The sequence below is a fragment of the Pseudarthrobacter sp. NPDC058119 genome (assembly GCF_042884655.1).
Lineage (GTDB): Bacteria > Actinomycetota > Actinomycetes > Actinomycetales > Micrococcaceae > Arthrobacter.
Genome location: NZ_JBHVTN010000014.1, coordinates 1 through 24055, shown reverse-complemented (window position 1 = coordinate 24055; position 24055 = coordinate 1). Strand labels below are relative to the sequence as shown.

Annotated in this window: 22 protein-coding genes, 1 tRNA gene and 1 rRNA gene; 12 read left to right on the top strand and 12 right to left on the bottom strand. The window is 62.4% G+C overall.

Features of this window, described 5'->3' with window-relative positions; translation table 11 throughout:
• The first annotated feature begins 237 nt into the window (after positions 1-237).
• Positions 238-450, top strand: coding sequence for a helix-turn-helix domain-containing protein (locus tag ACFVTD_RS20720; protein ID WP_387566962.1), 213 nt, complete (start codon positions 238-240; stop codon positions 448-450).
• Here the strand turns inward: ACFVTD_RS20720 and ACFVTD_RS20715 are convergent.
• Complete coding sequence (locus tag ACFVTD_RS20715; RefSeq protein WP_387566959.1) at positions 447-593, bottom strand: hypothetical protein; 147 nt, start codon at positions 591-593, stop codon at positions 447-449. The genes ACFVTD_RS20720 and ACFVTD_RS20715 overlap by 4 nt on opposite strands.
• 512 nt (positions 594-1105) lie before the next feature.
• Here ACFVTD_RS20715 and ACFVTD_RS20710 point away from each other — a divergent pair.
• The 5 genes from ACFVTD_RS20710 (at position 1106) to ACFVTD_RS20690 (ending at position 7247) form a co-directional block, all read left to right on the top strand.
• Positions 1106-1567: a hypothetical protein gene (locus ACFVTD_RS20710; RefSeq protein WP_387566957.1), complete on the top strand. Its 462-nt coding sequence runs from the start codon at positions 1106-1108 to the stop codon at positions 1565-1567.
• 600 nt (positions 1568-2167) lie between these two features.
• Positions 2168-4237: an AAA family ATPase gene (locus ACFVTD_RS20705; protein ID WP_387566954.1), complete on the top strand. Its 2070-nt coding sequence runs from the start codon at positions 2168-2170 to the stop codon at positions 4235-4237.
• A gap of 207 nt (positions 4238-4444) precedes the next feature.
• Positions 4445-4888, top strand: coding sequence for a hypothetical protein (locus tag ACFVTD_RS20700; RefSeq protein ID WP_387566951.1), 444 nt, complete (start codon positions 4445-4447; stop codon positions 4886-4888).
• A 532-nt stretch (positions 4889-5420) separates the two neighbouring features.
• Positions 5421-6095 (top strand): recombinase family protein, encoded by a 675-nt coding sequence (locus ACFVTD_RS20695; protein WP_387566948.1) that lies wholly within the window; start codon positions 5421-5423, stop codon positions 6093-6095.
• Entirely contained in the window at positions 6096-7247 is a 1152-nt protein-coding gene (locus tag ACFVTD_RS20690) for a tyrosine-type recombinase/integrase (RefSeq protein WP_387566945.1), read from the top strand.
• Here ACFVTD_RS20690 and ACFVTD_RS20685 read toward each other — a convergent pair.
• From ACFVTD_RS20685 to ACFVTD_RS20650, 8 genes are all read right to left on the bottom strand, one after another.
• Complete coding sequence (locus ACFVTD_RS20685; protein ID WP_387566942.1) at positions 7203-7760, bottom strand: GIY-YIG nuclease family protein; 558 nt, start codon at positions 7758-7760, stop codon at positions 7203-7205. The two genes, ACFVTD_RS20690 and ACFVTD_RS20685, sit on opposite strands and share 45 nt — an antisense overlap.
• Before the next feature lie 59 nt (positions 7761-7819).
• Positions 7820-8596 carry a hypothetical protein gene (locus ACFVTD_RS20680; protein WP_387566940.1) on the bottom strand — a complete coding sequence of 259 codons (777 nt, stop codon included), beginning with the start codon at positions 8594-8596 and terminating at the stop codon, positions 7820-7822.
• Between the two features lie 229 nt (positions 8597-8825).
• A complete protein-coding gene (locus tag ACFVTD_RS20675) occupies positions 8826-9662 on the bottom strand; it encodes a hypothetical protein (RefSeq protein ID WP_387566937.1) in 837 nt (278 codons plus the stop codon).
• A 118-nt stretch (positions 9663-9780) separates the two neighbouring features.
• A complete protein-coding gene (locus ACFVTD_RS20670; protein ID WP_387566934.1) occupies positions 9781-10707 on the bottom strand; it encodes a hypothetical protein in 927 nt (308 codons plus the stop codon).
• Positions 10708-10753: 46 nt separating this feature from the next.
• Complete coding sequence (locus ACFVTD_RS20665) at positions 10754-11299, bottom strand: DUF6932 family protein (RefSeq protein ID WP_387566931.1); 546 nt, start codon at positions 11297-11299, stop codon at positions 10754-10756.
• A 179-nt stretch (positions 11300-11478) separates the two neighbouring features.
• Entirely contained in the window at positions 11479-12363 is an 885-nt protein-coding gene (locus tag ACFVTD_RS20660; RefSeq protein WP_387566928.1) for a hypothetical protein, read from the bottom strand.
• 114 nt (positions 12364-12477) lie between these two features.
• Positions 12478-12554: transfer RNA gene (locus ACFVTD_RS20655), tRNA-Thr, on the bottom strand.
• A 147-nt stretch (positions 12555-12701) separates the two neighbouring features.
• Positions 12702-13589, bottom strand: coding sequence for a DsbA family protein (locus ACFVTD_RS20650; protein ID WP_387566926.1), 888 nt, complete (start codon positions 13587-13589; stop codon positions 12702-12704).
• Positions 13590-13768: 179 nt separating this feature from the next.
• Here ACFVTD_RS20650 and otsA point away from each other — a divergent pair, with 179 nt between their 5' ends.
• From otsA to ACFVTD_RS20630, 4 genes are all read left to right on the top strand, one after another.
• Positions 13769-15271, top strand: a complete 1503-nt coding sequence (gene otsA / locus ACFVTD_RS20645; RefSeq protein ID WP_387566923.1) for an alpha,alpha-trehalose-phosphate synthase (UDP-forming) — start codon at positions 13769-13771, stop codon at positions 15269-15271.
• Positions 15261-16094 (top strand): trehalose-phosphatase, encoded by an 834-nt coding sequence (gene otsB, locus ACFVTD_RS20640; RefSeq protein WP_387566920.1) that lies wholly within the window; start codon positions 15261-15263, stop codon positions 16092-16094. Before otsA ends, otsB begins: the two co-directional genes overlap by 11 nt.
• A gap of 217 nt (positions 16095-16311) precedes the next feature.
• The gene (locus tag ACFVTD_RS20635; protein WP_387566917.1) at positions 16312-17394 is read left to right on the top strand and encodes an ABC transporter ATP-binding protein; all 1083 of its coding nucleotides are present in this window, start codon (positions 16312-16314) and stop codon (positions 17392-17394) included.
• 149 nt (positions 17395-17543) lie between these two features.
• Positions 17544-18962: a DUF4032 domain-containing protein gene (locus ACFVTD_RS20630; protein ID WP_141158077.1), complete on the top strand. Its 1419-nt coding sequence runs from the start codon at positions 17544-17546 to the stop codon at positions 18960-18962.
• A 3-nt stretch (positions 18963-18965) separates the two neighbouring features.
• Here ACFVTD_RS20630 and ACFVTD_RS20625 read toward each other — a convergent pair whose 3' ends face one another.
• Positions 18966-20336 carry an FAD-binding oxidoreductase gene (locus tag ACFVTD_RS20625; RefSeq protein ID WP_387566913.1) on the bottom strand — a complete coding sequence of 457 codons (1371 nt, stop codon included), beginning with the start codon at positions 20334-20336 and terminating at the stop codon, positions 18966-18968.
• Between the two features lie 175 nt (positions 20337-20511).
• Between ACFVTD_RS20625 and ACFVTD_RS20620 the strand changes: the two genes are divergently transcribed.
• Both ACFVTD_RS20620 and ACFVTD_RS20615 read left to right on the top strand, forming a co-directional pair.
• Complete coding sequence (locus ACFVTD_RS20620) at positions 20512-22257, top strand: glycoside hydrolase family 13 protein (protein WP_387567017.1); 1746 nt, start codon at positions 20512-20514, stop codon at positions 22255-22257.
• 2 nt (positions 22258-22259) lie between these two features.
• Positions 22260-23318, top strand: coding sequence for a LacI family DNA-binding transcriptional regulator (locus tag ACFVTD_RS20615; protein ID WP_387566910.1), 1059 nt, complete (start codon positions 22260-22262; stop codon positions 23316-23318).
• Positions 23319-23326: 8 nt separating this feature from the next.
• On the opposite strand, the gene ACFVTD_RS20610 is transcribed toward ACFVTD_RS20615, so the two are convergent.
• Both ACFVTD_RS20610 and rrf read right to left on the bottom strand, forming a co-directional pair.
• The gene (locus ACFVTD_RS20610; protein WP_387566907.1) at positions 23327-23854 is read right to left on the bottom strand and encodes a hypothetical protein; all 528 of its coding nucleotides are present in this window, start codon (positions 23852-23854) and stop codon (positions 23327-23329) included.
• A 105-nt stretch (positions 23855-23959) separates the two neighbouring features.
• Positions 23960-24055, bottom strand: a 5S ribosomal RNA gene (gene rrf / locus ACFVTD_RS20605); the annotation flags it as partial.

Below are 24055 nucleotides of genomic sequence, written 5' to 3'. Positions count from 1 at the left end.
AACTCGTCCGATATCAACGGATGACAACACTAGAGATGGGCCCAGCAGGGCGAAGGGATCGATTAGGGCGCAGTGCCCTAACGTTGGATGCCGTGAGCAACATGGACTGACCGTTTATCAGCCAGACGACTCGGATTACGAAGACTGCTTTTCCCGTGTAGCACCGACATTTCCGTCGGGAGCCGCACGGGATTTTTTATGCCCGGATGCAGCTCCCCATGATTCCTGGAGCTACCGATGGCACAACTACCCCGCAACGCGAATCCCCCTATATACACCCCGGCAACAGCTGCGGAATATCTCGGCATGACCGAGCGCCAGGTCCGCGACGCAGTGCGCAAGAACCAGATCACGTACCTACGGTTGGGGCAGTACGTGAGATTCCGACTAACCGATTTGAACGATTACATCGACGCCAACACTGTTCGGGCGGTGCGCTCGGATGGCTAGTCCCGCAGCTTCTCCCCGGTGTACTCGGACGACGCGTCCCGGTCTTCCTGGCGACGCGGCGGGGTCCACGGTGCGTCCTTCGTCGCGTACCTCGGTGCCGGGTGGTTCTTGTCTGTTTCCCAGTTCGGTGTGTGAGCAGTCATGAGTTCAAGCCTCCCTCGAAGCCGCACCAACCGCTACTCTCCGAGGCCACTCAATCCTCCCGGGACTGTCGTTACTGCCGGTTGGAAATGGACCAAAGCGCAGCTTCCGCCCGAAGTTTCCAAGGCCCTCCAACACCTCGCTGACACTACCGGCGAATCACAACGATCCATCGTTCGGCGAGCCGTAATCGGCTACTTGCAGAAGACAGGCTTCCCCCACCTCACCGACGTACAAACTACGCACACATCCAGAAAAGGCGTGAACAAATGAGCCACGAACCGAAGGTTTACAACATCGGCAACGCAACTCTGTCCCCTTCGTCTAGCGCGCGACAGGCAGCTAATCGATTGTCCTCCCTTGATCCATTGGGTGCAGTCTCGCGGGCCATGGAGAGCCTAAACCGCACCGAGTCCGTTATGGCAGAGAAAGCGCTAGAACGCCAGACAACAACCAACGTTGTCGACGAGCTCCGGACTCAGCACCGCGAGCGCGGTTCGAAGGGAGGAAAGTGATGCAAGCCAGTAACTACACCGTCGCAGAAGCGATAGAGGCGCTTACCGAGGACCAAGCTATCAGCGTCGCCAGCCTTACGGTGGACGGCAAGAAGGCTGTTCGGGAAACTGTCGCGGAGCTGACCCAGATGGTGGAGGCCCACTCGGTACGGCAGGCTGACACGGTCAATCTATTCTTAGCGCAATTGCAACCGGAGATGAACCAGCTAAGCGAGCAGGTCAGCGAGTTCGAGCGGCTGGCCAGAGCTATGGGCAAGACCCCGGGTTCCCAGCACCAACTACAAGCGGAGTTCTTCGCGTTGGAAGCGGAATGCCAGCGTTTGGCGCGTCGGGTGCTCGAGAAGCACGACCGGATTGAACACATGCTCACGGACCTGTTGGACCCAGTGGCCGCGCTCAGTCGGCTCCAGTCCGACTTCCCGACCCTTCGGCGTCCGTTCCTGGCGCGATTCGGTCGATAGCCCAATGAGGAAGCCCCGCCGTGCCTTTTCGGAACGACGGGGCTTCGACGACTAACCAAGGAAGGTCCTGGAAACCATGGTCAATGAAATGCTAACTCCGCATACCCAGTATGCGCTACTCCCCGCCGACTACGTCAGGTGGACCGAAGCTGACGGCACCGGGGACCCTCTCGCTCGTAAATGGCCCGTACGCCGCCTTTCGCGGACAGAGCTGGCTACCGTCGCCGTTCGGGTAGATCTCTCGGTAGAACCCCCAAAGAATGTCGGGGGCACGGTCGCCGGTTGGGTGGCTATGCGCCTACGAGCACATGAAATCCGGGGCGAGTTATGCGGGCGGTCTGGCCGGCATATAGCAGCGGAGCTCTGGCCCATGTTCTTCGCCGGACCGATGCCACGCTACCCCTATAGAGGTTTTGACCTTCTATGTCTGGCGGATCGTGTCGGAGAAACGACAGGTGTCACCGTTTGGATCGACGCGGAACCAACTAAGGCTGCCCCCTACAGCTTTCGCTCCATGCGGTTCTCGGATCGACTGGCAGAACTGGAATCCCAATGAGTCTCGCATTGACCGAGTGCTCTGACCCGTCAGACGCAATGTGCATGGTTCTTGAGAAGCTCGACCGCGTAACTCGTACGGGCGAGAACCAGTGGGAGGCGCGCTGCCCGGCTCATGCTGACAACGCGCCCAGCCTGTCCCTCACCACCGGGCACAAGCGAACAGTCGTAATGGATTGCCATGCTGGCTGTGAATACGCCTCCGTCGTCGCTGCCTTGGTGGACCTGGGCGTTGATGAATCAATTGCGAGAGGAGAGTCCTCCGGCCTTCGCGTCCGGTTGCGGGCGGTGCCGGGTGAGCGGTCAAAGCCGCTCCTTCCACCTCGCATGGAGGAACAGGAAGACCACTACTTACAGTGGCATGACCGCTTCTTCGCTAGAGCAACCGTCTCAGGGTCTCCGGAAGAGGCAGCGTGGGACTTTCTAACCGGTGAGCGCGGCCTGACGTTAGAGACCATCGAACGGTACAAGCTCGGGTTCATGACAGGGCCAGCAACCGGACGTATTACTTTCCCTGTCCGAGTTCGGGGCAAGCTCTACAACGTCCGTCGCTACAAGCCTCATGCGCCCGAGAGCAAGATGATCTCTTGGAAAGGACAAGGCTCCCCTGCCCTGCTTTACCCACTGCAAGTACTGCAGGAGCGGCCAGCCACCGTCCCCGTCCTGTTCTGCGAAGGTGAGATCGACGCGCTCCTGGCCAATCAGGAGGCCAAGGGTCTCTTCGTAGCCATTACTGGAACAGGCGGGGCGAAGACTCCACCCCCGGATTTGTCGTCCCTGAAGAATCGGCGAGTGTTCATCGCTTACGATTGCGACTCGGCCGGGGCGGCTGGTGCAGAAAAGCTGCGTGAACGTCTACTAGCCTCGGGAGCTGTCCCCTTTGTCCTGGACCTGACTCGGCTCGGCCTCCAACCGGACAGCCGCGAAGACATCTCTGACTACTTCATGCGGTATGGCGGGACGGCAGAAAAGCTTCTGCAGGAAATGGAACGGACTGCTGAAGCCGCAGACGAGTGCCCCGAAGACCTCCGGGTGGCTCGGGTGGAGACCGCCGCCGAAACTCTGCGCATCCAACAGGAAGCGCGGCTGCTGGTGGCAGCGGAGGGCTGGCGTCCTCCGGTTACCGCTGGCACCCTTGCGGAGCAGTTAGCCCGTGAACCCGAACCGCCCCAGTGGCACTGGCCGGGCCTTGTCCAGGTTGCGTGGAACGTTCTCGTCATCGCCCAGGCCAAAGCCGGGAAGACGACCCTCGCGCTGAACTTTCTGCGTTCGCTGGCCGACGGCGTCCCGCTGTTCGACAGGTACCAGCCCCACCCGTTGACCGATGGACGCAGGATCGCCTGGTGGAACGCGGAGCTGTCGGAGTCCCAGGCGATGAACTGGGTACGGGACCTGGGCATAAACAATCCCGCGTCGGTGGTCCCGTTGCACATGCGCGGCCAACGCATGCCCTTCACTTCTCCCGCAGTAAGGGATTGGACCGTTGGCTGGCTCAAGGAAAACAACGTGGCCTTTTGGATCATCGACCCGATGAGCGCCCTGTACACCGGCGACGAAAACTCCAACGCGGAGGTGGGTGCCTGGCTAAACGCCATAGACGAAATCAAGGTTGCTGCCGGGGTGGACTCTGTCATGCTGGTGCACCACACAGGCCGCACCGACGACGACGAGAACCTTCATGCGCGGGGCGCTTCCCGGCTAGAAGGCTGGGCGGACCTGCCTCTTATCTACGTTGGGCAGAAGCAGGAACGGCGCTACCTGCGGACGCCGTCGGTGGGGCGGGATGTGGAGGTAAACGTCGGCCTGGATTACGTGCCTGCGAGCCGTTCGCTGGTTGCCGTCGATGGCGCGTCGCGCTCAGGGGACAAGAAGCGGGCAATGGGGCTGGCGGCGGCGGATGCCATATGGGCACTGGACGAAAACAAGGCGCTGTCCGCGACCGCGCTCCAAGCTGAACTCCCAGGCGCCAAGGCTGACCTCAAGCGCGCGGCTATCCGGTTGGCTGTCAGCGAGGGGTGGCTGTCTGAGCAGCCCGGCCCGCGCAATTCAACGCTCTATAGCCGGGGTCCGGTGGCCCCGCGCACCTTGAACTTGAACGGCTCGAAACATGAGTGAGAACCAGTGCGTACCCAGTGCGTACCCAGCCCCCGGTTCAAATTGGGGAGTGAGTGCGAACCGACCTTTAGGGAGGTTCGCTACTCTCCTCAGAACCCAGCGGAGGTTTTCCATGTGTGAGTACGAACCCTTCGGAAAAGGTACGCACTCACAGCTCCCGCATCGAGGCATTGAAGTTGATGGACTCCAACACGAGGAAGGAAGAGCATGACTTCGCACGATCCCTTACAACTACAGACCCGATGCACTGCCCGTCGTAAGTCCGGCGCAGAATGCAAGAACTGGGCGATCCGAGGCGGCTTCGTCTGCCGGATGCACGGCGGGGGCGCTCCCCAGGTCAAGAAGAAGGCAGCCCAGCGCATCGCCGAAGCCGCCGACGACGCCGCAGCGTTGCTTGTTCAGTTCATGGAAGACCCTAAGAACGACATCAAGGTTAGGACGCAGATTGCCCAGGACCTTTTGAACCGTGCCGGGTTCGCCGGCAAACAGTCCGTGGACCTGACCGTGAGCCGATTCGACGAGCTGGTAGAGACGGGCGCGTTCCTCATGGATTTGGGTGAGATACCCGCTCACGAAGCGCGCGCCCTAGACGAGCTCGCCAGGCCTGAGCCAAAACTTGAGGTGTGCAAACGCAGAAGAGCCGCACCGTGAATCGGTTCACCCGGTTAACCGAAACGGAGCGGCAGGCAGCGGAAGCGGCTATCGCGGCGGTGTTTGTCCTCGCTGACAGCACCAAGGCTTGGGGGCTCCTTGTGGACGCGCTGGATGCCACTGAGACCCCCGCGCCCGACGCTGCCAGCCGTGAGGAAGTTGTGCGAGGAGTCCGCTGGGCTGCTGTGTCGCAGAAACACGACTTTGCCAGCAAGTTTGTGCATGCCGTTGTGCGTGGCACCAGCGACGCCGCGTGTGAGCTGCTCCTAACCGCGAGCGCTCTAGCCCTAAGCGAAGCGGCCTCACGCACCCACCCAATATGGGATCAGCTCACGGGAATCATGCCCGCTGGCCCGCTATCAAGCCCTAGGCCGGAGAAACCGCCGGAGAGCTAGGAACGGTTGCCCTGGGAGAAATTCTCTCGTTAGAACCAAATTTCGCGGTCCTGTAGCGATTTGCCTCCGACTGGCGTTCGATTCCCCTTCAAGGCGGAAAGCGTAAACGGACGGTTCCGCCCCGGAAAGGAAAGCTAATGGGAGCAGCAACTATCCGCCCTCGCGCGCTGGGCTATGTGCGCGTAAGCACAGAGGAGCAAGAAGAGTCGGGGTTGGGCGTCGCCGCCCAAATTAGCGATATCACCAACGAATGCGCTCGTCGCGGCTGGGACTTAGAAATCCTCATGGACCTCGGCAAGTCCGGAAAGCACATCAACCCGGAGTTGCGGCGAGCGCTCGACCTCCTGCGTGCTGGCCGGGCGGACGCGCTAGTGGTGACGAAGATGGACCGGCTGGCCCGCTCAACCAAGAACGCTGCGGACATCATAGAGACGGCCCAGGCCCAAGGGTGGAATCTCGTGATGCTGGACGTGGCGATTGACCTAGCCACCCCCGCCGGAGAAGCAATGGCCAACATGCTGGCTACCTTCGCCCAGTTCGAACGCCGGATGATCTCGCAACGGACCAAGGAAGCGTTGGCGGCCCGGAAGCGGGACGGGAAGCACAACGGTAGGCGCACCGCGATCCCGGCCGAGCTCTTGAATCGCATATGCGAGCGCCGGGAAGCCGGGGAGTCATTCGCTGCCGTGGCCAGAGGGCTATCGGAGGACGGTTACGTCTCCCCTACCGGCCTCACAACGTGGCAGGAAAGCACCGTGCGCCGGGCCTATCTCGCCTGTAAGGAAAAGCAGACCACCGAAGGAAGCAAGTAAATGGCACACATCAAGACTCTTAGCCGCGCCAACGGCGGTAGCGCGTACGAGGTGCGCTGGCGGGAAGGGGGAAAGCACAGGCAGCGTACCTTCCGCTCCAAGCGGGAAGCCGAACGGTTCGCCCTGAAGGTGGAAAACGAACTGCACGAGGGGAATAGCACTGCCCCGCTGGTGAAGAATTCCAAGACCTTTCGTGAAGTAGCTGAGCAGTGCCTCGCAGCCGACAGGCCGCGCCTGAAGCAGAAGACGCTAGAGGGCTATGAGATGACTTATCGAGTCCACGCATACCCCGCCTTCGGGTCTCGCCGCATCTCTACGATCACTAGCCAGGACATAGAAAAGTGGGTTGCCGACCTCCGCGCCACGCCTACGCCGGGCGGCAAGAAGCGCTCGGAAGGCAGCGTTCGAGGGTCGTTCCTCCGTGTCCAGAAGATCTTTACCTATGCCGTGCAGCATCGGCTCATCTCGTTTAGCCCGATGACCGCCCTAAAGAAGCCGCGCCTCCCCCAGAACAACCCCAACTTCCTCACCCTCGGACAAGTCACCGCCCTCGCGGAGCAACTGGACTCCTTCGAACCCTATGGGCTGATCGTCCGGTTCGCCGTGTGGACTGGCCTGCGGTCGGGCGAACTGGGCGCGCTGCGCATCCGCGATATCGATCTGCTCCACAAGGAGGTTAGGGTCGAGCGGACCATGAGCTGGGTCCAGGAGGGCTGGATATACACGACGCCAAAATCTGCCAGGTCCCGGCGTACCGTTCCGCTGCTAAGCGATTCGCTCATTGACGAACTGACCGCCTACCTGGCGCAGCACCGGAAGCGGACTGACCCGGACGCCGGGCTGTGGCCCGGGAAGATCAAAGGCCATCCCGTTGCCACCTACGACCGTGCCTACGACCCGAAAGGGTTCTACCGATACTCCTTCAAGCCGGCAGCAAGGGCTCTGGGGATGCCCACGCTGAAGTTCCACGAGCTACGGCACACATTCGCGTCGCTAATGGCTGGCTACGGCGTATCCATGTTCGAGCTGTCCCGGCTGATGGGGCATGGCTCGATCACGGTTACGGACGGCGTCTACGCCCATCTGTACAAGAAGGACTACTCCGAACTACGGCAAAGGATCGCTCGGGCCACGGGCAGCGGCGCGGCATAGCTCTGCGCGGGCTGCCTTCATGGCCTTTCGGTACCTGCTGTTTGTCGCATGTTTGTAGTTCAGCGGCGGGCACTGGTCGGCAATTATTAGCTTTTCAAGAGCGGTTGAATCGGTCGTCACTACCCATGTGAGTCGAAGGTTTTGGACCATCCAATCAGTAAGTCGCTGTTCGCGAGCCTCCTCGATGATCACCTTGCCCTTTCCCACGCTGGTGATTCCGGGTAGTAAATCCAGCTCGTGCAGCAGTAGGGCCGCGAGCGAACGGCGAAGACCTGAATATCTCGTTGTTTTGAGATGCATCTCTAGAATCCGGGTAGCAATCCCGGACGGCGCATCTCCGACGTAGAGAGGTTCTTTGAAGTCCACGATGGGAAGATTCACCGGCCAGAACCTGGACAGGCATCCCGCAGGGTCCCACCAGGCGTAGAGCCCTGTAGAGCAGATCTCGGCAGCTTCCCGAGCATCGACCGGAGTGGCTGTACGGAGGGCTTCCCACGCAGTTTTCTGGTCCATTAGCTAAGCGTAGAAGGACTTGATCCCAAATTCAGTGGTCGCCGGCAGAGTAGTCCGCACTACGAAGAACCGGTCATGGCACCGTAAACAAAGCTTGCTACAACAGATAGAGCCACTGCTCCAACGGCTGCGAACGCCCATTGCGACCTTGACTTTTTACCCGGTGGAATTAACTCAAAAGCTGGCACCAGCCACCGCATTCCTTCCCAAAGACCCCAGAAGAAAAGAGGAGCAGCTATTGGAGTCCACCAAGATGCGCTGGATGAGTTTCCCGGATGAATCAGCTGAACAAGGATGGACGTTAGCCCTATTGACGCCACAATTCCGAAAGGAACGAGGAACCAGGGACTCCGCATCCACCTTGCCCTTGGACGCTGCTGACGAAAGAGCTCGGTGAGCTGGCTTACGGCTCCATTCACGAACATTTCTTCCCCTGCCAACGTTGCCTTGGCGCCTGAGCCGTCAAGAGCGACATGAACACCGACACCGCGTTCGTCGTGCCAGCGACCAAATTCGATGTTGACTTGCTGGACCTGTTTGGGGTGCAACCTCGACATGACGTCGCCAGGGGCTCCTGCATCCTTGGTGTTGAGCTCTTTATACAGAACTTCCATTTTGGGTTCCATGGCTTCGAGCGCCATCTGGTCTGAAATCTTCGAGAAGTCCCTGCCAGATTTGTCCTTTAGCAAGGTTGTCAGGTATTCCTTCCCATGGGGAGAAAGCTCAGCCTCGAAGTATGACACGGCGCGATCCATGCGCTCTTCAAACTCTTGGACTTTAGCCGCGTTACTAAGCGTTTGCTCGCCAACTAGCTTTTCCTGAGCTTCAATTTGCATTGTTGCAAGGCGCTCGAGCAGCCGCTTGAGGTCCTCAACTCCCCCATGCCAAATGATGGGTCCGACCGAGCTCTTGGATCGTCGCGCTACTACTGTCAACTTCACCCTTCCGGTCTGGAGACCAGTCCAACAACTGCTGTATTAGTCTCTCAAGATATCGGAGTTTCGCCGCATTCTACGGAAGACAAGCTGCTCTCATAGGATTGCCGCCCAAGAGTGGCGGACATATTCATGCATGTGACGTCCTGTGCCAGGCAAAATACTTCTCATTCTGTGGCCCAAAAATCATGACGTCCTTGCCCGCCAACTTTTCGATCTGCTCAAGTAGCGCCGGCGCCGTGGCACCCTTCGGGCCACCAACGAGCCTGCCTTCAGCATTGACGCTGATGAAACCCTTCTCGTAGAGAGCGTCACAGCCGAGGGCGCACGCAGCCATAACCACATGTTGATCGACGCGCTCTGATTTAGAGCATTTCGATCGCTTCTTGATATGCGCGGTGACCAAAAGGCTCAGCGGAAACGTTCGTCCGCATAAGGCACATTCAGATTGCATCTTGCCCTTGAACAACAGTTTCTTCAGCTGGTGGTGCTCTGCGCGCGTTTTGACAGTGATTTCGCCATCAGGACCAACCACAATGACGGTTTCGTAGTGCTGCTCTTCACCGCTCGGCGGCACGTCGACGAGGGCATCATTTGGGCCCGCCACGAGCCCAACTTCGTCCATGATCCAGATACCGACCTCGTCCGGGAGATCGAAAAAGTACCCTAGATTGACCGAGCCGTACTTATCGAAGGGCGAACCGTATCCCGAATGGTTTTGCCGAAGCTCCTTGGGCAGGCTATCGAGCGTGAGCGCAACGTCGAGCACCTCGTATGCGAGCTTGAGTTCTCTGCCCGACTGTCCCCAATCGCCTCCGGCATGTGGATTAGACGCATTGTGGGAGCCGACCAAGACCCGGCTTATTGCCCGAATTTGGCCTTCAGCATAATGCACGACTATGTCGCCTGGCTGGGCGAGGTCCATTCGCTCCCAATGGTGCTGCTTACGGCCCTTGTCGGTAAGCATCGGAGCCCATGCTATGCCTAGGTCTAGTTCACGGGCGTAGCTTCTTCCCTGATTTACCCACCAAAACTTCGACATATAGATCCCTTATCTGGCTCATGAACGGCAACTACAGCAATAGCTAAGAAGTGATTTCCGGCTGATCATCATCCAGGATCACCAGATTTGATAAGACGCGTTTTACCGAGGTCTCTTCGAAACCCTCGCGGGCAGTTTCCTTCACGGTGATTTCTACGAATTTCTGAAGAGCTTCCTTCGATATCGCTGCCATCTCTCGCGGGACTGAGCCAAAAATTGAATCTCCCGAGGTGGTGACGAGATCAAATACATGACGCTTGAAGCTAGCGGTCAGCCAGGTTCCCCGGTAGACAACTTCCTCAGTGTCGAGCTCGAGGGAACGAACAGTTCGCCGCAGCAACTTGGAGTCCTCCGTCGTCAACACCGCTCTTCTGTCCCCGCCGAGGCGGTCGTCCAACTGAACGGAAGATCCCATCTCTACGCATCTGGCAGCGAACTTGTCCAACTGCCGAGTTGCCTGCACGCCTACACGCCTAAGTTCCCCTTCGAGCTGTTGAGTATTTCCCCACTCCGCGCGAACGAGTGCATGCAATACATCGAAGACCTCGTCAATCGCTCGTGGCCCCAGCAAACCAGCGTCCGCCAGTTCCACGAACGACGTCTGCCCTGGTCGGCCATCAATAGCTTCGTCCTCTTCTTGGGAAAGCGCGGGAGGGCACACTAGATCCAGGACGATCGAACCCGGAGCCAAAGGGACCAGCCACATACCCAACCTGTCCCTGACGGAATCATCAATACGGCGGAACGGTATCTCGAGCATGCGATTGGAAACGCTTATGACTGCCTCGTTGAGCGCCATGCCCGCCCGAAGTATCGCGTAAGCGGGCCCCGCGTGACCGACCACGTCGCCAGCAAAAAACTTCGCCCGGATTCCCTTCCGCGATCCCATCCAGGCGTTCCGGACTTCACCACGCAATGCTTGGAAGCTCGCCGCATTTGCAGAAGTCATCCAGTCGGTCGGTTTTGGCATAACGGATATGTCATCCTCTATGGCCCGAAGTAAAGCAGCTAGTTCCTTAGGCCGTTCCATCAAGAAGCACCTCCAGATAGCCTTTCGCTGTCATCGGACCCGATCCTCGGCACCGTTGCCAGAATTCGTCGTAATGCCCCCGCATCGCTTTACTTGATGGAGCTGCCGGATGACTGTCGGGGAGCATGACGAAACCATATACGTCAAGTCTGACACTGCGTCCTAAGCCGGGAACTGCCTCGTACTTCCATCTGTCCTTGGGCACTATCCACTTTGTATCCAGGTGGGGCAATTCCTCGGGAAGAGGATTCGATGCTGCTCCCAAAACCACCGGGGAACAATCAATATCTCCTGGGTTGAACTTCGTGGACACGAAGCTCCCATCCACCCACACCGAATCAACTGCGAGACCGATGGAACTAAGAGTCGAAAGATAGTCACCTAGATCGGCGATATGGCTGAGTCTTACTGCTTCATCCGGACGACCGATGGCAAAGTGTTCTCGAAGGTCTTGCATGGAGCACGAGTATCGTCCCCTCGGCAGAACCTCGTACCCATCGGCGCCTGCGACAAAGTTAGGAAAAGGATTCATCGCGTCCGTGCTACAAACATTCAGGCCCCCGGTTACTCACATTGATGCTAATTGCTGCTTGGATCCTATATGCATCGTGCCAGTAGGGGTTAAGCCGCTTCCGTGGGACCGAAGCTGCCGATAATCCAAGGGCGTATACCGGGAAACTCCAAGCACCAGCTCCGAGGCTTCAAAACACCTTATGCATCGGCCTCCCCACGTTTGACCGCTCCTGACGAAAACCATCCAACAAGGAGGGCAGCCAGCTGAACATGTGCCTGTGCTTGTCCTAAAGTGGGTGGAACCGCGTTTTGATCCACGTGCCGGTAGTGTTGCCCAGCCCAGAGCGTTTGCAGCAAGTGATGGATTGTTGTGTTTGGCGGAGCCTTATCGCCGTCCACACGAAGGTTATGCGCCCAGTTGCCTTGATCGCGGATATAGGCGACCGCGTTCCCCAGTGATGGACTCGGGTGGTTGGGACAAACAATGGGTGTTACGACGAGCTCAACGGCCTTAACCGCGAAGTCCATAGCCTCTGCCGGTTGTGGTGTAAGCCCGAAGGCATATTGCCAGGCCTTGAACAGCAGGGGCCCGGCTTCTTGCGAACTACCAATGGCCGTCTGTGCCACCTCTTCTATGCCCTCCGGCAGTCGGGCCGCCAACCTTGCCGTCGGGCCTGACATGTCAACTTTGTACTTGCAATGGGACCAGTCCAGTAGTCGTGTAAGAGAGGCAATTGTCTCTGGCTCCTGGCTGGGATCGATACGGCTCAGCAGGAAGTCTGTTACGCGCATGATGACCTGGACGCCTTTTGCGTAAATGGCGCCGACGGCGCGGTCGAGCTGCAGGTATCCATCTGCGGGGGCGCCCAAATTGATTCGTAGGGCAGCTTGCACTTCGTGAACCAGCCGAAGATCTGCAACATCGTAAGCGAGCACGACCATTGATTGGCTGCGAAGGCGGTCCATTATCCAGCGTCTCAGCGACGCCTCCATTTCTGGAGGTATGGCTTCTCTAACAACAGTGAGGGCAGATATCTCGTCATCTGTGGCATCGAAGGGAACAAAGACCATGAATTCATTCAACCAGCACGGGCCGACATTCCAGCTACAGGAGGGGTTTTGGAGGGGATGCCGAGCTCTCGGGAAAGCAAAACCACGTCGCTACGGGGCTAGGAACCAGTAGCGGCGCGGATTTCTTGGAGCCCCCTGTCGGATTCGAACCGACGACCCCCGCTTTACAAGAGCGGTGCTCTGGCCAACTGAGCTAAGGAGGCGTACCCCGGAAGGGCGTGCACCCGCAGGCGCTAGATAAGGTTAGCCCAACTCCCGCCGGGCGTAAAAACGCGCGGAACGCCGCCGGATGCGGCAGGGGCCCGCCCCGGAGACGATCCGGAGCGGGCCCTTGCCCAATCTGTTTCCCGTTAGCCCTTGGCCGCGATGGCTGCCTGCAGGAAGTCCGGGAACGGCGTCTGGGCGCTGTCCCCCTTGCCCCACTGCTTTCCGTCCACGAACACGGTGGGCGTACCGGTCACGCCGATGGCCGCCGCTTCCTTGGTAGTGAACTTCACGAACGGGCGGTACGTCTTGTCATCCACGCAGGAGTCGATGTTCACGCCCATGTCGGAAGCCATCTTCTTCAGGTCGTTGTCCGACAGGCCTGCGCTGCCCTCCGCGGGCTGCTTGGCAAACAGTGCGTTGAAGAAGTCGGAGTACTTCTCCGGGGACTCGTTGGCCACGCAGGCGGCAGCGTTGGCGGCCCGGGACGAGTAGTTGGTGGTGGACCGGCTGTCCAGGAACCCAAGTGCGCGGTATTCCACGGTGATCTTGCCGTCATTGCGCAGCGAGGTGAGCTGATCGTTGTACTGGGCCTCGAAGTTCTTGCAGACCGGGCAGATGAAGTCGATGTAAAGGACAACCTTCACCGGCTTGCCGGCCTCGGCTTCGGCGCCCGGCGCCACTACCTCCGCCGGCGGGGTCTTGGGCGCATCCCCCACGGATGCCGCGTCGACGGTGGCCGGTTCAGTCTTGGCCAGGTCCGAGTTGGCCAGCAGGGTCACGCCACCGTGGGCGTTGGCGTTGGCGGGGACCGGGCCCTGGTCGGCTACGGGCGCGTTTTGCTTGAGGCTGTTGGTGACCACCAGGGCCACCACCACCAGGATGGCCACGACCGCCGCCACGATGCCCCAGCCAATGAGGAGCTTGTTGCGCTTGTCCTTCTTTACCTGCGCTTCGCGGATCAGGCGCGCCTTTTCCCGCGCCTCCGCGGTTCGCTCAGCCTTGGACTTACGTACTTCGTTTGCGGGGCTCATGAGTTCCTTGGGTCGGTCGACGTAGGGGGACCACTTGGTGGCACCCCAAACATTTTAGGGGAGAAAGCTGAGAGCTTGCGGTTTCAACCATTCTTCCGGGTTGACCAACGGACGAATAGCCCCGATGATTCCGTCCGGCTAGGGTGGCTTAGAGGCACAAGCAACCCCAGGGGGCCGCAATGCAAACACCCGTCCAGGAAAAACCAGCCGGAACAGCTACGGCCGGCAGTTCCGGTTCCGGCCACGCCGGCCACACCAAATACGACTTCATGGTGGTCTCCAACAGGCTGCCGGTTGACCGGGTGGCACAAGGCGATGACAGCGAGGACGGCTCCGGCTGGCGCCGGTCGCCCGGCGGCCTGGTGACGGCACTGGCGCCGATGATGACCAAGACGGACGGCGCCTGGGTCGGCTGGCACGGCGCCCCTGACGAGACCGTCAAGCCTTTCAGCCACGGCGGCATGGACCTTGTCCCGGTCCAGCTCAGCACAGATGACGTTGAGCTTTACTACGAAGGCTTCTCCAACGCCACCCTGTGGCCGCTGTACCACGACGTCATTGCCCCGCCGGAATTCCACCGGACGTGGTGGGACGCCTACCGCAGGGTCAACCGCAGGTTCGCCGACGCCGTGGTGCGCCACGCGGACCAGGGTGCCACCGTGTGGGTGCAGGACTACCAGCTGCAGCTGGTGCCCCGGATGCTCCGGGAAGCACGGCCGGACCTTCGGATCGGCTTCTTCAACCACATCCCGTTCCCGCCACCAGAGATCTTCGCCCAGCTTCCGTGGCGCCAGGCCATCATCGACGGGCTGCTGGGCGCGGACCTGGTGGGCTTCCAGCGGCCCAGCGACGCCGGAAACTTCATGCGCTCCGCGCGCCGCTTCCTCGGCGCCAGCGTCAAGCAGCAGCAGGTGCATGTCAAGGACCACAACGGCGACCTGACCCACATTGCCCGGGCCCAGGCCTTTCCCATCTCCATCGACGTCAAGCAGATCACCGAGCTCGCTGCCCGGCCGGACATCATCGAACGCGCCCGGCAGATCCGGCAGGACCTTGGCAACCCTAAGACCATCCTGCTCGGCGTGGACCGGCTGGACTACACCAAGGGCATCCGGCACCGGCTGAAGGCCTTCGAGGAGCTCCTGGCGGACGGCCGGCTCACGGTGGGCGATGCAACCCTCATCCAGGTTGCCTCCCCCAGCCGGGAGCGCGTGGAGCAGTACCGGCTCCTGCGCGAGGAGGTGGAAGGCACCGTCGGCCACATCAACGGCACCTACGACACCCTGGAGCACACCGCCGTCCGCTACCTGCACCACAGCTACCCCGTGGAGGAGATGGTGGCGCTGTACCTGGCCGCGGACGTCATGCTGGTCACCGCGCTGCGCGACGGCATGAACCTTGTGGCAAAGGAATATGTCACCGCCCGCAACAACAACGACGGCGCACTGGTCCTGAGCGAGTTCGCCGGGGCAGCCGACCAGTTGAAGCAGGCGCTGCTGATCAATCCGCACGATATCGCCGGCCTCAAGAACACCATCATGACGGCCGTGGAGCTCACCCCGAGGGAAGCCTCGCGGCGCATGCGGGCCATGCGCAAGCAGATCCTGGACCACGACGTGGACCACTGGTCCGCGGACTTCCTGCGGGCCCTGAACGAGAAAGTGGTCCGCGATGACTCCTGAGCGCCTTGGCAAGGCGCCATTGGCGCTCACCCCCGAACTCCGGGAAGCCCTGCGCCGGATTGCCGGCACGGAGCACCTGCTCGTGGCCATGGACTTCGATGGCACCATGGCACCCATCGTTGGCCGGGCGCAGGACGCACGGCCGCTTCCCCGGGCGGCCGCCGCGTTTGCGGGACTCGCCGCCCTTCCACGGACGACGACGGCCCTCATCTCCGGGCGCGCCCTCGCCAGCCTGCGGGAGGTTGCCTCACCGCCGGTCGACACCCTGTTGATCGGCAGCCACGGCGCTGAAGCATGGCTGGGACCGGGCTCCACGGAGCTGGCCCTGGAAGAGGACCAGAAGGCACTCCTGGAGGAGATCCGGGCCGAAGTGGCCAGCATCGTCGCCGAGGCGCCGGGCACCTCCCTGGAGGACAAACCGGCCGGCGTCGTCCTGCATACCCGGCAGGCTTCGGACGACGTCGCCGAGGACGCCGTAGCGGCGGCCCGGTCGGTGCTCCAGGACCGCAAGGGGGTCTTCCTGAAGGAAGGCAAGCGTGTCCTGGAGACCTCGGTGGTCAATGCCTCCAAAGGCGAAGGGGTCAGCTTCCTGCGGCAGGCCACGGGCGCCACCGCAGTGCTGTTCGCCGGTGACGACGTCACGGACGAGGACGCCTTCGGCCGGCTTGAACCGGGAGACGTGGGGGTCAAGGTAGGCCTTGATTTCACCCAGGCCCAATACCGGGTGGAGGCTCCCGTCCACATAGCGGAGCTGCTGGAGGCCCTGCTCCAGGAGCGGAGCAGGGCCGTTGCCGAGGAGGATCCCCGGGCCGCGTCCGGCTAGGAGACGGCCCACGGCAGGTGTGACGTTTGTAACATTTTCGCCAGGAAGCGCAACCTCTGGCATACTTTGTGTGTGATGTGGCGCACAACCAGCGTGCGGCGTCATTCTGTGCTCCGGGCTTAGGCTCGGAGCACTTTGCAGGAACAAAACTGAATAAACATGAACCATTCACAACGGATCGTCCGGCACGTACCTGCCGGTGAAGGGACTGATAACTGTGGCTACAGTTACTTTTGACAACGCTACGCGCCTGTACCCGGGCACAGATAAGCCCGCCGTCGATAAGCTCAACATCGACATCGCCGATGGCGAATTCCTGGTCCTCGTGGGACCCTCCGGTTGCGGTAAGTCCACCTCCCTGCGCATGTTGGCGGGCCTCGAGGACGTCAACGCCGGCCGGATCCTGATTGGTGACCGTGATGTCACCGACGTTCCGCCGAAGGACCGCGACATTGCGATGGTTTTCCAGAACTACGCGCTGTACCCGCACATGACTGTGGCCGACAACATGGGCTTTGCCCTGAAGATCGCCGGCGTTTCCAAGGAAGAGCGCGCCGAGCGCGTCCGCGAAGCCGCCAAACTGCTTGACCTTGAGCAGTACCTGGACCGCAAGCCGAAGGCGCTCTCCGGCGGCCAGCGCCAGCGTGTTGCGATGGGCCGCGCAATCGTCCGTAACCCGCAGGTCTTCCTCATGGACGAGCCGCTTTCCAACCTGGACGCCAAGCTCCGCGTGCAGACCCGTACGCAAATCGCCTCCCTGACCCGCCGCCTGGGCGTCACCACGGTTTACGTGACGCACGACCAGGTTGAGGCCATGACCATGGGCGACCGCGTTGCGGTGCTGAAGGACGGCCTGCTGCAGCAGGTGGACACCCCGCGCAACCTCTACGACCGCCCGAAGAACGTCTTCGTTGCCGGCTTCATCGGCTCCCCCGCCATGAACCTGCTCGAGCTTCCCGTGGTCGACGGCGGTGTCCAGTTCGGTGGCACCGTCTACCCCGTGCCGCGCGACGTCCTCGAAGAGGCACACGGCTCCACGGTCACCCTGGGCACCCGTCCCGAAGACCTGGAAACCGCTCCGCAGGGTGAAGGCCTGAAGGTGGAGGTGGACGTGGTCGAGGAACTCGGCGCCGACGCCTACGTCTACGGCCACACCAACCTCGACGGCAAGGACCACGACATCGTGGCCCGCGTCGACGGCCGCCGTCCTCCGATGAAGGGCGAGGTCATCTACGTCCGTCCGCAGTCGGGCCACGTGCACCTGTTCGACACCAAGACCGGCCTGCGCCTCGGCGACTAACGCCATTGCTGGTAGGGACCGGCCGAAACGCCGGACCCAACCACCCGCATTACCGACGGCGGCCCTCCTTCCAGGCGGGCCGCCGTCGGCCTTTAACGACGCCTGCGGGAAATTTAGCCGCCCTGCCCCAAGTACGGAAGAATTGAGCCATGACCGAGGAATACAGCGCCCAGTGGCACGACGAACCCACCGACTACGCGCAGATCGGGAAACTGCCGCGGTTCGTGGCGGCCAGCGCCGATGACAACAAGGCGGCCTCGGTAGCCTCGTCGCTCAACATCACCGCCGCGGCAGCCGACCCGGAACTGCTGGACCTGCCCTGGCACATCGCCCTGGAGGAGTGGCCGGCGCAATACCTGGCGGCCCTCCCCCGCGGCATCTCGCGGCACATCGTGCGCTTTGCCCACCTGGGCGGCTCTGTCATCGCCATCAAGGAAACCTCCGAGCACGTGGCCCGCCACGAGTACCACATGCTCCGCAAGCTGGCCCGCTTCGATGTGCCCTGCGTGGAACCGGTTGCGGTGATCACCGGGCGGACCACCCCCGATGGGCGTCCGCTCAACCCGGTGCTGGTGACGCGGCACCTGAAGTTCTCCATGCCGTACCGCGCACTGTTCTCCCAGATGCTGCGGAAGGACACCCTGACGCGCCTCATCGACGCGCAGGCCCTCCTGCTGGTGAGGCTGCACCTGATCGGTTTCTACTGGGGTGACGTGTCGCTGTCCAATACCCTCTTCCGCCGCGACGCCGGGGCCTTTGCCGCCTACCTGGTGGACGCCGAAACGGGCGAACTGTACCCGGACCTGTCCACGGGCCAGCGCGAATACGACCTCGAAATCGCCCGGGTCAACATCGCCGGCGAACTGATGGACCTGTTGGACGGCGGCCTCATCGAGGAGAAGGTGGACCCCGTGGCCACCAGCGAGCTGATCATGGACAGCTACCGGCGGCTGTGGGCTGAACTGACCGAGAAGGAATCCTTTGAGCTCGGTGAGCGCTGGCGGGTGGGCGCCCGCATCCGGCGCCTCAACGAACTCGGCTTCGACGTCGAGGAATATGCCATCAAGACCACCCAGAACGGCTCCACCATCCAGCTGCAGCCCAAGGTGGTGGACGCGGGGCACCACCAGCGGCGGCTGCTCCGGTTGACCGGCCTGGATGCGCAGGAAAACCAGGCCCGGCGCCTCCTCAACGACATGGACTCGTTCCGGGCGGACAACAACCCGGAGATGGACGAGGAATACAGTGCGCACCTTTGGGTCAGCCAGATCTTCGAGCCGATCGTGCGCTCCATCCCGCGGGACCTGTCCGGCAAGCTCGAGCACGCCGAGGTGGTCCATGAGGTTTTGGAGCACCGGTGGTACATGTCCGAGAAGCAGGAACGCCACATCCCGCTGGCAGAAGCCGTGCAGTCCTACATCGACTCGATCCTGCGGCACCGGCGCGACGAGGCAGCGATCATGCTCAACCCGGACACCGAATTGCTGAAGATCCTTGAGGTGGAAAACGAGGAGTCGCGCTACGGAGCCGATGAATCCGATGACGAATACCCGGATTCGGACGACTGACTCCTAGATGGCCTTTCCGGGGTTGAGGACTCCGGCAGGATCGAACAGGTCCTTGATCCTGCGCTGCAGTTCCCGGACGGGCTCCGGTTGCTCCTGTCCCAGCCAGCGCAGCTTGTACTGGCCTACGCCGTGCTCCCCCGTGATGGTCCCGCCCATGGCCAGGGCCGCCGTGATGGACTCGTCCAGGGCTACCTGGAGCCGCTCCATGGCGCCGGATTCCACGTCCGGGCCCTGCCGGTCGATCCAGAATGTGGGGTGCAGGTTGCCATCCCCGGCGTGTGCCACCACCTTGAGGTGCACCTGCTGGGCGGCGGCCATGGCCTCAAGGGCTGCAACGTAGTCCACCAGGCGGGAGCGGGGAACAGCGACGTCCTCGCCCACGCGGTACTCGTCGTCCACCTCGGTACCGCGGCTGTGCCGCCGCAGCTCCACCAGCCGCTCGGCTTCGGCGCTGGCCTCGGTGGTGACCGTGGCCCCGCCGTCGCGCAGGACCTGCCGCACCACTTCCGCTTCGGCCGCGGCCCCAAACCCGTCGGTCTGGACCAGCAGGAGCGATTTGCCGCGCGCGCTGAGGTCGGACCCGTGGATGTCGTCGAGCTGGGCCAGCGTACCGCCGTCGAGCAGTTCCATGATGGCGGGCTGGACGCGGGCCCGTCCCACAGCCAGGACGCCGGCGGCGGCAAGCCTGAAGTCGGGGTAGAACGCGGCGACGGTGTGCACTTCCCGCGGCAGGTACTTCAGCCGCACCGTGATTCCGACGACGATGCCCAGTGTGCCTTCGGACCCCACGAAGAGGCCCGTGAGGTCGTAGCCGGCCACGCCCTTGAAGGTCTGGTGGCCGGTATGGATGAGGGAGCCGTCCGCCAGGACGACGTCCAGCGCCAGCACTGAGTCCCTGGTGACGCCGTACTTGGCGCACCGCAGGCCGCCGGCGTTAGTGGCCACGTTGCCGCCGATTGTAGAGCTCCGGAAACTGGCAGGGTCCGGCGCGTACATGAGGCCATGCTCCGCGGCGGCTTCGTTGAGCACGGCGTTCACGACGCCGGGCTCCACCACAGCTGTTTCGTCATCCGGGCTCAGGGCGAGGATCCGGTCCATCCGCTCCAGGGAGAGGATGATGCAGTTGGGGGTGGCATGGGCTCCGCCTGATACGCCCGTACCGGCTCCCCGGGGCACGATCGCCACGCCGTTGTCCGCGCAGGCTTTCACCACCGCCTGCACGTCGGCCACCGATTCGGGGAACACCACGGCCAGGGGAAGCTGGAAATCGATCACGGGCGCCTGGTCCACGGCGTACCGGCGGAGCGGGACCTCGCCTGTGTCCACCTGGCCAGGTGCCAGGATGGCTTCCAGCTCGTCAACGATGCTTCCCACAAAGCCTCCATCCGTCGTCGGACATACCTACACAGTCTAGGTGCCCGGCCGGCGGACCCGGGATCTTTCCCGCTGTAATCGCTTCCAGTTCTACCTGCCCCTGCGCCGGTCTCCTGACACCGAGGCCTCGGAAACATTAATGGAAGCGTTTTCATTAAATCGCCGCACCGCCGTTATGCTGGCATGCATGTCTGTCGAAACTGTGACCCAGGACACTTCCGCCGCTGCCGGTCCCCTGACGCTCATCCATACTGCTGACGCCATTCCGGGCTGGTGGCGCTCCGCAGTGATCTACCAGGTGTATCCACGGTCTTTCCGGGACCTCAACGGCGACGGCATTGGCGATCTCGCGGGGATCACCGAGGAACTGCCGCATCTGGCGGACCTGGGCGTCGATGCCGTATGGCTCTCCCCCTTCTTCAAGTCCCCGCAGCGGGATGCCGGCTACGACGTCAGCGACTACTGCGACGTGGATCCCATCTTCGGCACGCTTGGCGACTTCGACGTCATGATGGCCGAATCCCACCGCCTGGGCCTGCGGGTGATCGTGGACCTGGTCCCCAACCACTGCTCGGCCCAGCATCCTGCGTTCCTGGCGGCCCTTGCCGCGCCGGCCGGAAGCCCCGAGCGGGACATGTTCATCTTCCGTGACGGGACCGGCTCCGAGGGGCAGGAACCGCCTAACAACTGGCAGTCCCACTTCGGCGGACCTGCCTGGACCCAAGTGGAAGGGCAGGAAGGTCGGCCCGGCCAGTGGTACCTGCATCTCTTCGACTCTTCGCAGCCGGATTTCAACTGGGACAACCCGGCCGTCCACGCAGAATTCGAGCGGGTGCTCCGGTTCTGGCTGGACCGCGGTGTTTCCGGCTTCCGGGTGGACGTAGCCCACGCGCTGGTCAAGGCTCCGGGGCTGCCGGCCTGGGGCGGACGCGCGGATGGCGGCAGCAGCGACGGCTATCCAGGCCACGAGGCGCCCATGTTCGGACAACCCGGCGTCCATGACATCTACCGGAAGTGGCGGTTGCTCCTGGACGAATACGGACCCGACCGCATTCTCTGTGCCGAGGCCAGCGTGGACCTCCACCGGCTTGCCCACTGGGTCCGGCCGGATGAAATGCACCAGGCCTTCAATTTCCCTTATCTCCACGCAGGCCTGGACGTTTACCGGCTCCGCTCGGTCATCACTGACTCGTTGACCGTCCTTGACGGCGTCGGCGCCCCCAGCACCTGGGTACTTTCCAACCATGACGTGGTCCGCCACGCCAGCCGGTTTGGCTACAACGGGCTGGGTCCGCGGGACGGGGATGGCATCGGTTTGGCAGACCCCCAGCCGGACCATGACCTCGGCCGCCGCCGCGCGGCCGCTGCTTCGATGTTCATGCTGGGGCTGCCCGGGGCCGCCTACCTTTACCAGGGCGAGGAACTGGGGCTGCCTGACGGAATCGAGATTCCGGACCACCTCCGCCAGGACCCCACGTTCGCCCGAACCGGCGGGCAGCGGCTTGGCCGCGACGGCTGCCGGGTCCCCCTGCCGTGGCGCGGTGAGGACCCGCACCTGGGATTTGGCTCGGGAAGCGATCCCTGGCTGCCCATCCCCGCCTCCTTCAAAGCACTGGCAAGGGACCTGCAGGCAGGATCACCGGCGTCGCACCTCTCCCTGTACCGCGACGCCCTGGCCTGCCGCCGTGAACTGGACCTGGGCCGGGGGTCCCTGTCATGGGCCGAGGACTGGTGCACCGGTTCCTCCTTGGGCTACGTGAACGGCACTACGCTGGTGCTTATGAACCTGAACCACGAGCCGCTGGAAATGCCCGAAGGCAACGTCCTGATCCGCAGCCTGCCCGCCGGCGCGGGCCACGCCCTTGCCTCCGGCGAGACCGCGTGGATACAGCTTGGACCGGACGCCGCAACAGCGTTCTGACCATGGCAGGCATCAAAGAAGTCGCCAGCCGTGCGGGTCTGTCCGTTGCCACGGTCTCAAGGGCGTTGAGCGGCAAGTCCAATGTTTCCTCCAGGAGCCGCCGGCTGGCCCAGGAAGCTGCCCGGGAGCTCGGATTCGTTCCCTCCTACCATGCGTCGAGCCTCGCGTCCGGGCGGAACCACAACATCGGCCTGGTGGTGCCCAACGTACAGCGCTGGTACTTCTCGTCCGTGCTGGAAGGCGTCTCCGAAACCCTGCTCGATGCCGGCTACGACCTGACGCTTTACAACGTGGGCGAGCAGCCGGAGCGGCGAAACAGCATCCTGACCGACTTCCTGCTCCGGAAGCGCCTGGACGCAGTGATCGCCGTGGCACTGGTGCTCAGCGAGGAGGAGATCGGTCAGCTGCTGGCCGTGCACCGACCCATTGTGGGCATCGGAGGTGCCCTGCGCGGCGCATCAACCATCCGGATCGATGACGAAGGCCTGGCCATGATGGCCACACGCCACCTGATTGGCCTGGGACATACCCGGATTGCGCATATCACCGGCGACGCGGGGCTGAACCGGGACTTCAGGTTGCCGCAGCTTCGACAGAAGGGCTTCACCGCGGCCCTGGCGGGAGCAGGACTGGAATTTCGGCAGGATTGGCATGCCACTGCCGACTTCACCATCCAGGGCGCCTACGCAGCAGGCCGCCGGTTGCTGGGGGCGTCCGCCGAGCGTCCTACGGCCGTTTTTGCCGCGTCCGACGAAATGGCGGTGGGCATCATGCTCGCTGCGCGCGACTTTGGGCTTCGGGTTCCGGAGGATCTTTCCGTGGTGGGGATTGACGGGCACGAGCTGGCGGCAACCTTTGGCCTGACCACCGTCAGCCAGGATCCCCGGGGCCAGGGAAGGCTTGCGGCAGCAACGGCCCTGGCGCTGCTGGAAGGCGCCGGCAGGGATTCCGACGGCGGGGCGTCCGACGGCGGCCCGGCAGCTACGGCAGCCCAGGACCAGGAATACCCCACGGAATTCGTGATCCGGCACAGCACCGCGGTACCGCCGGACGTGACCTGACGGTCAGCCTAGGACGGGCTTCCGGGCGCTACGCCGTCTCCCGATTCGCCGGCACCCATGAACCGTGCAAACCTATCCAGGATCAGCGGCCAGGCGTCCACGTATTCCTCACGGACGGCAGCAGGGTCCTCGGCGCCTTCCCATCCTTCATGGAAGACACGGACCTCCGTTCCCGCATCGACGGCCCGGAACACCACCAGTAGTTCCGTGGACCACAGCGCCGTGGTCCCGGGGTGCCAGGTGGCGTGGAACGACAGCGGCGGCTGCCAGTCGTCCAGGGTCCCCCAGATGCTGGTCCGGCCATCGTCAGCCGTTTCCAGGATGAGGTTCTCCTCGAACTCAACATAGGAAGCAGCCCCGTACACGCCGTGCTTCTCCAAGGGCCACCACAGGTGCGTGTGGTCGGTGAAGCCAGCGAATGCACGGGCCACGGGTCCCGGCACCAGGACGGTGTTCACCACTGGCTCCAAGGGATCCGAAGCCTGGCGGCCGGCGTCTTGGGCGGGGTCCGGGGCGTGGCTGAAGATGCTGCTCATGAGGGTCAATCCTACCCGCGGGCGTTTGGCCCTCGCGGCGGCATCGGTCTTGAGGTTAAAGTCGAAGGGCCCTGACATTCCTTGTCAGGGCCCTTCGTAATGTATGTCCGGCGGTGACCTACTCTCCCACACCCTCCCGGGTGCAGTACCATCGGCGCTGTGGGTCTTAGCTTCCGGGTTCGGAATGGGACCGGGCGTTTC

Coding starts and splice junctions, on each gene's coding strand:
- ACFVTD_RS20720 (WP_387566962.1), top strand. CDS start 238: ATGGCACAACTACCCCGCAACGCGAATCCCCCTATATACACCCCGGCA.
- ACFVTD_RS20715 (WP_387566959.1), bottom strand. CDS start 593: ATGACTGCTCACACACCGAACTGGGAAACAGACAAGAACCACCCGGCA.
- ACFVTD_RS20710 (WP_387566957.1), top strand. CDS start 1,106: ATGCAAGCCAGTAACTACACCGTCGCAGAAGCGATAGAGGCGCTTACC.
- ACFVTD_RS20705 (WP_387566954.1), top strand. CDS start 2,168: ATGGTTCTTGAGAAGCTCGACCGCGTAACTCGTACGGGCGAGAACCAG.
- ACFVTD_RS20700 (WP_387566951.1), top strand. CDS start 4,445: ATGACTTCGCACGATCCCTTACAACTACAGACCCGATGCACTGCCCGT.
- ACFVTD_RS20695 (WP_387566948.1), top strand. CDS start 5,421: ATGGGAGCAGCAACTATCCGCCCTCGCGCGCTGGGCTATGTGCGCGTA.
- ACFVTD_RS20690 (WP_387566945.1), top strand. CDS start 6,096: ATGGCACACATCAAGACTCTTAGCCGCGCCAACGGCGGTAGCGCGTAC.
- ACFVTD_RS20685 (WP_387566942.1), bottom strand. CDS start 7,760: ATGGACCAGAAAACTGCGTGGGAAGCCCTCCGTACAGCCACTCCGGTC.
- ACFVTD_RS20680 (WP_387566940.1), bottom strand. CDS start 8,596: ATGCAAATTGAAGCTCAGGAAAAGCTAGTTGGCGAGCAAACGCTTAGT.
- ACFVTD_RS20675 (WP_387566937.1), bottom strand. CDS start 9,662: ATGCTTACCGACAAGGGCCGTAAGCAGCACCATTGGGAGCGAATGGAC.
- ACFVTD_RS20670 (WP_387566934.1), bottom strand. CDS start 10,707: ATGCCAAAACCGACCGACTGGATGACTTCTGCAAATGCGGCGAGCTTC.
- ACFVTD_RS20665 (WP_387566931.1), bottom strand. CDS start 11,299: ATGAATCCTTTTCCTAACTTTGTCGCAGGCGCCGATGGGTACGAGGTT.
- ACFVTD_RS20650 (WP_387566926.1), bottom strand. CDS start 13,589: ATGAGCCCCGCAAACGAAGTACGTAAGTCCAAGGCTGAGCGAACCGCG.
- otsA (WP_387566923.1), top strand. CDS start 13,769: ATGCAAACACCCGTCCAGGAAAAACCAGCCGGAACAGCTACGGCCGGC.
- otsB (WP_387566920.1), top strand. CDS start 15,261: ATGACTCCTGAGCGCCTTGGCAAGGCGCCATTGGCGCTCACCCCCGAA.
- ACFVTD_RS20630 (WP_141158077.1), top strand. CDS start 17,544: ATGACCGAGGAATACAGCGCCCAGTGGCACGACGAACCCACCGACTAC.
- ACFVTD_RS20620 (WP_387567017.1), top strand. CDS start 20,512: ATGCTGGCATGCATGTCTGTCGAAACTGTGACCCAGGACACTTCCGCC.
- ACFVTD_RS20615 (WP_387566910.1), top strand. CDS start 22,260: ATGGCAGGCATCAAAGAAGTCGCCAGCCGTGCGGGTCTGTCCGTTGCC.
- ACFVTD_RS20610 (WP_387566907.1), bottom strand. CDS start 23,854: ATGAGCAGCATCTTCAGCCACGCCCCGGACCCCGCCCAAGACGCCGGC.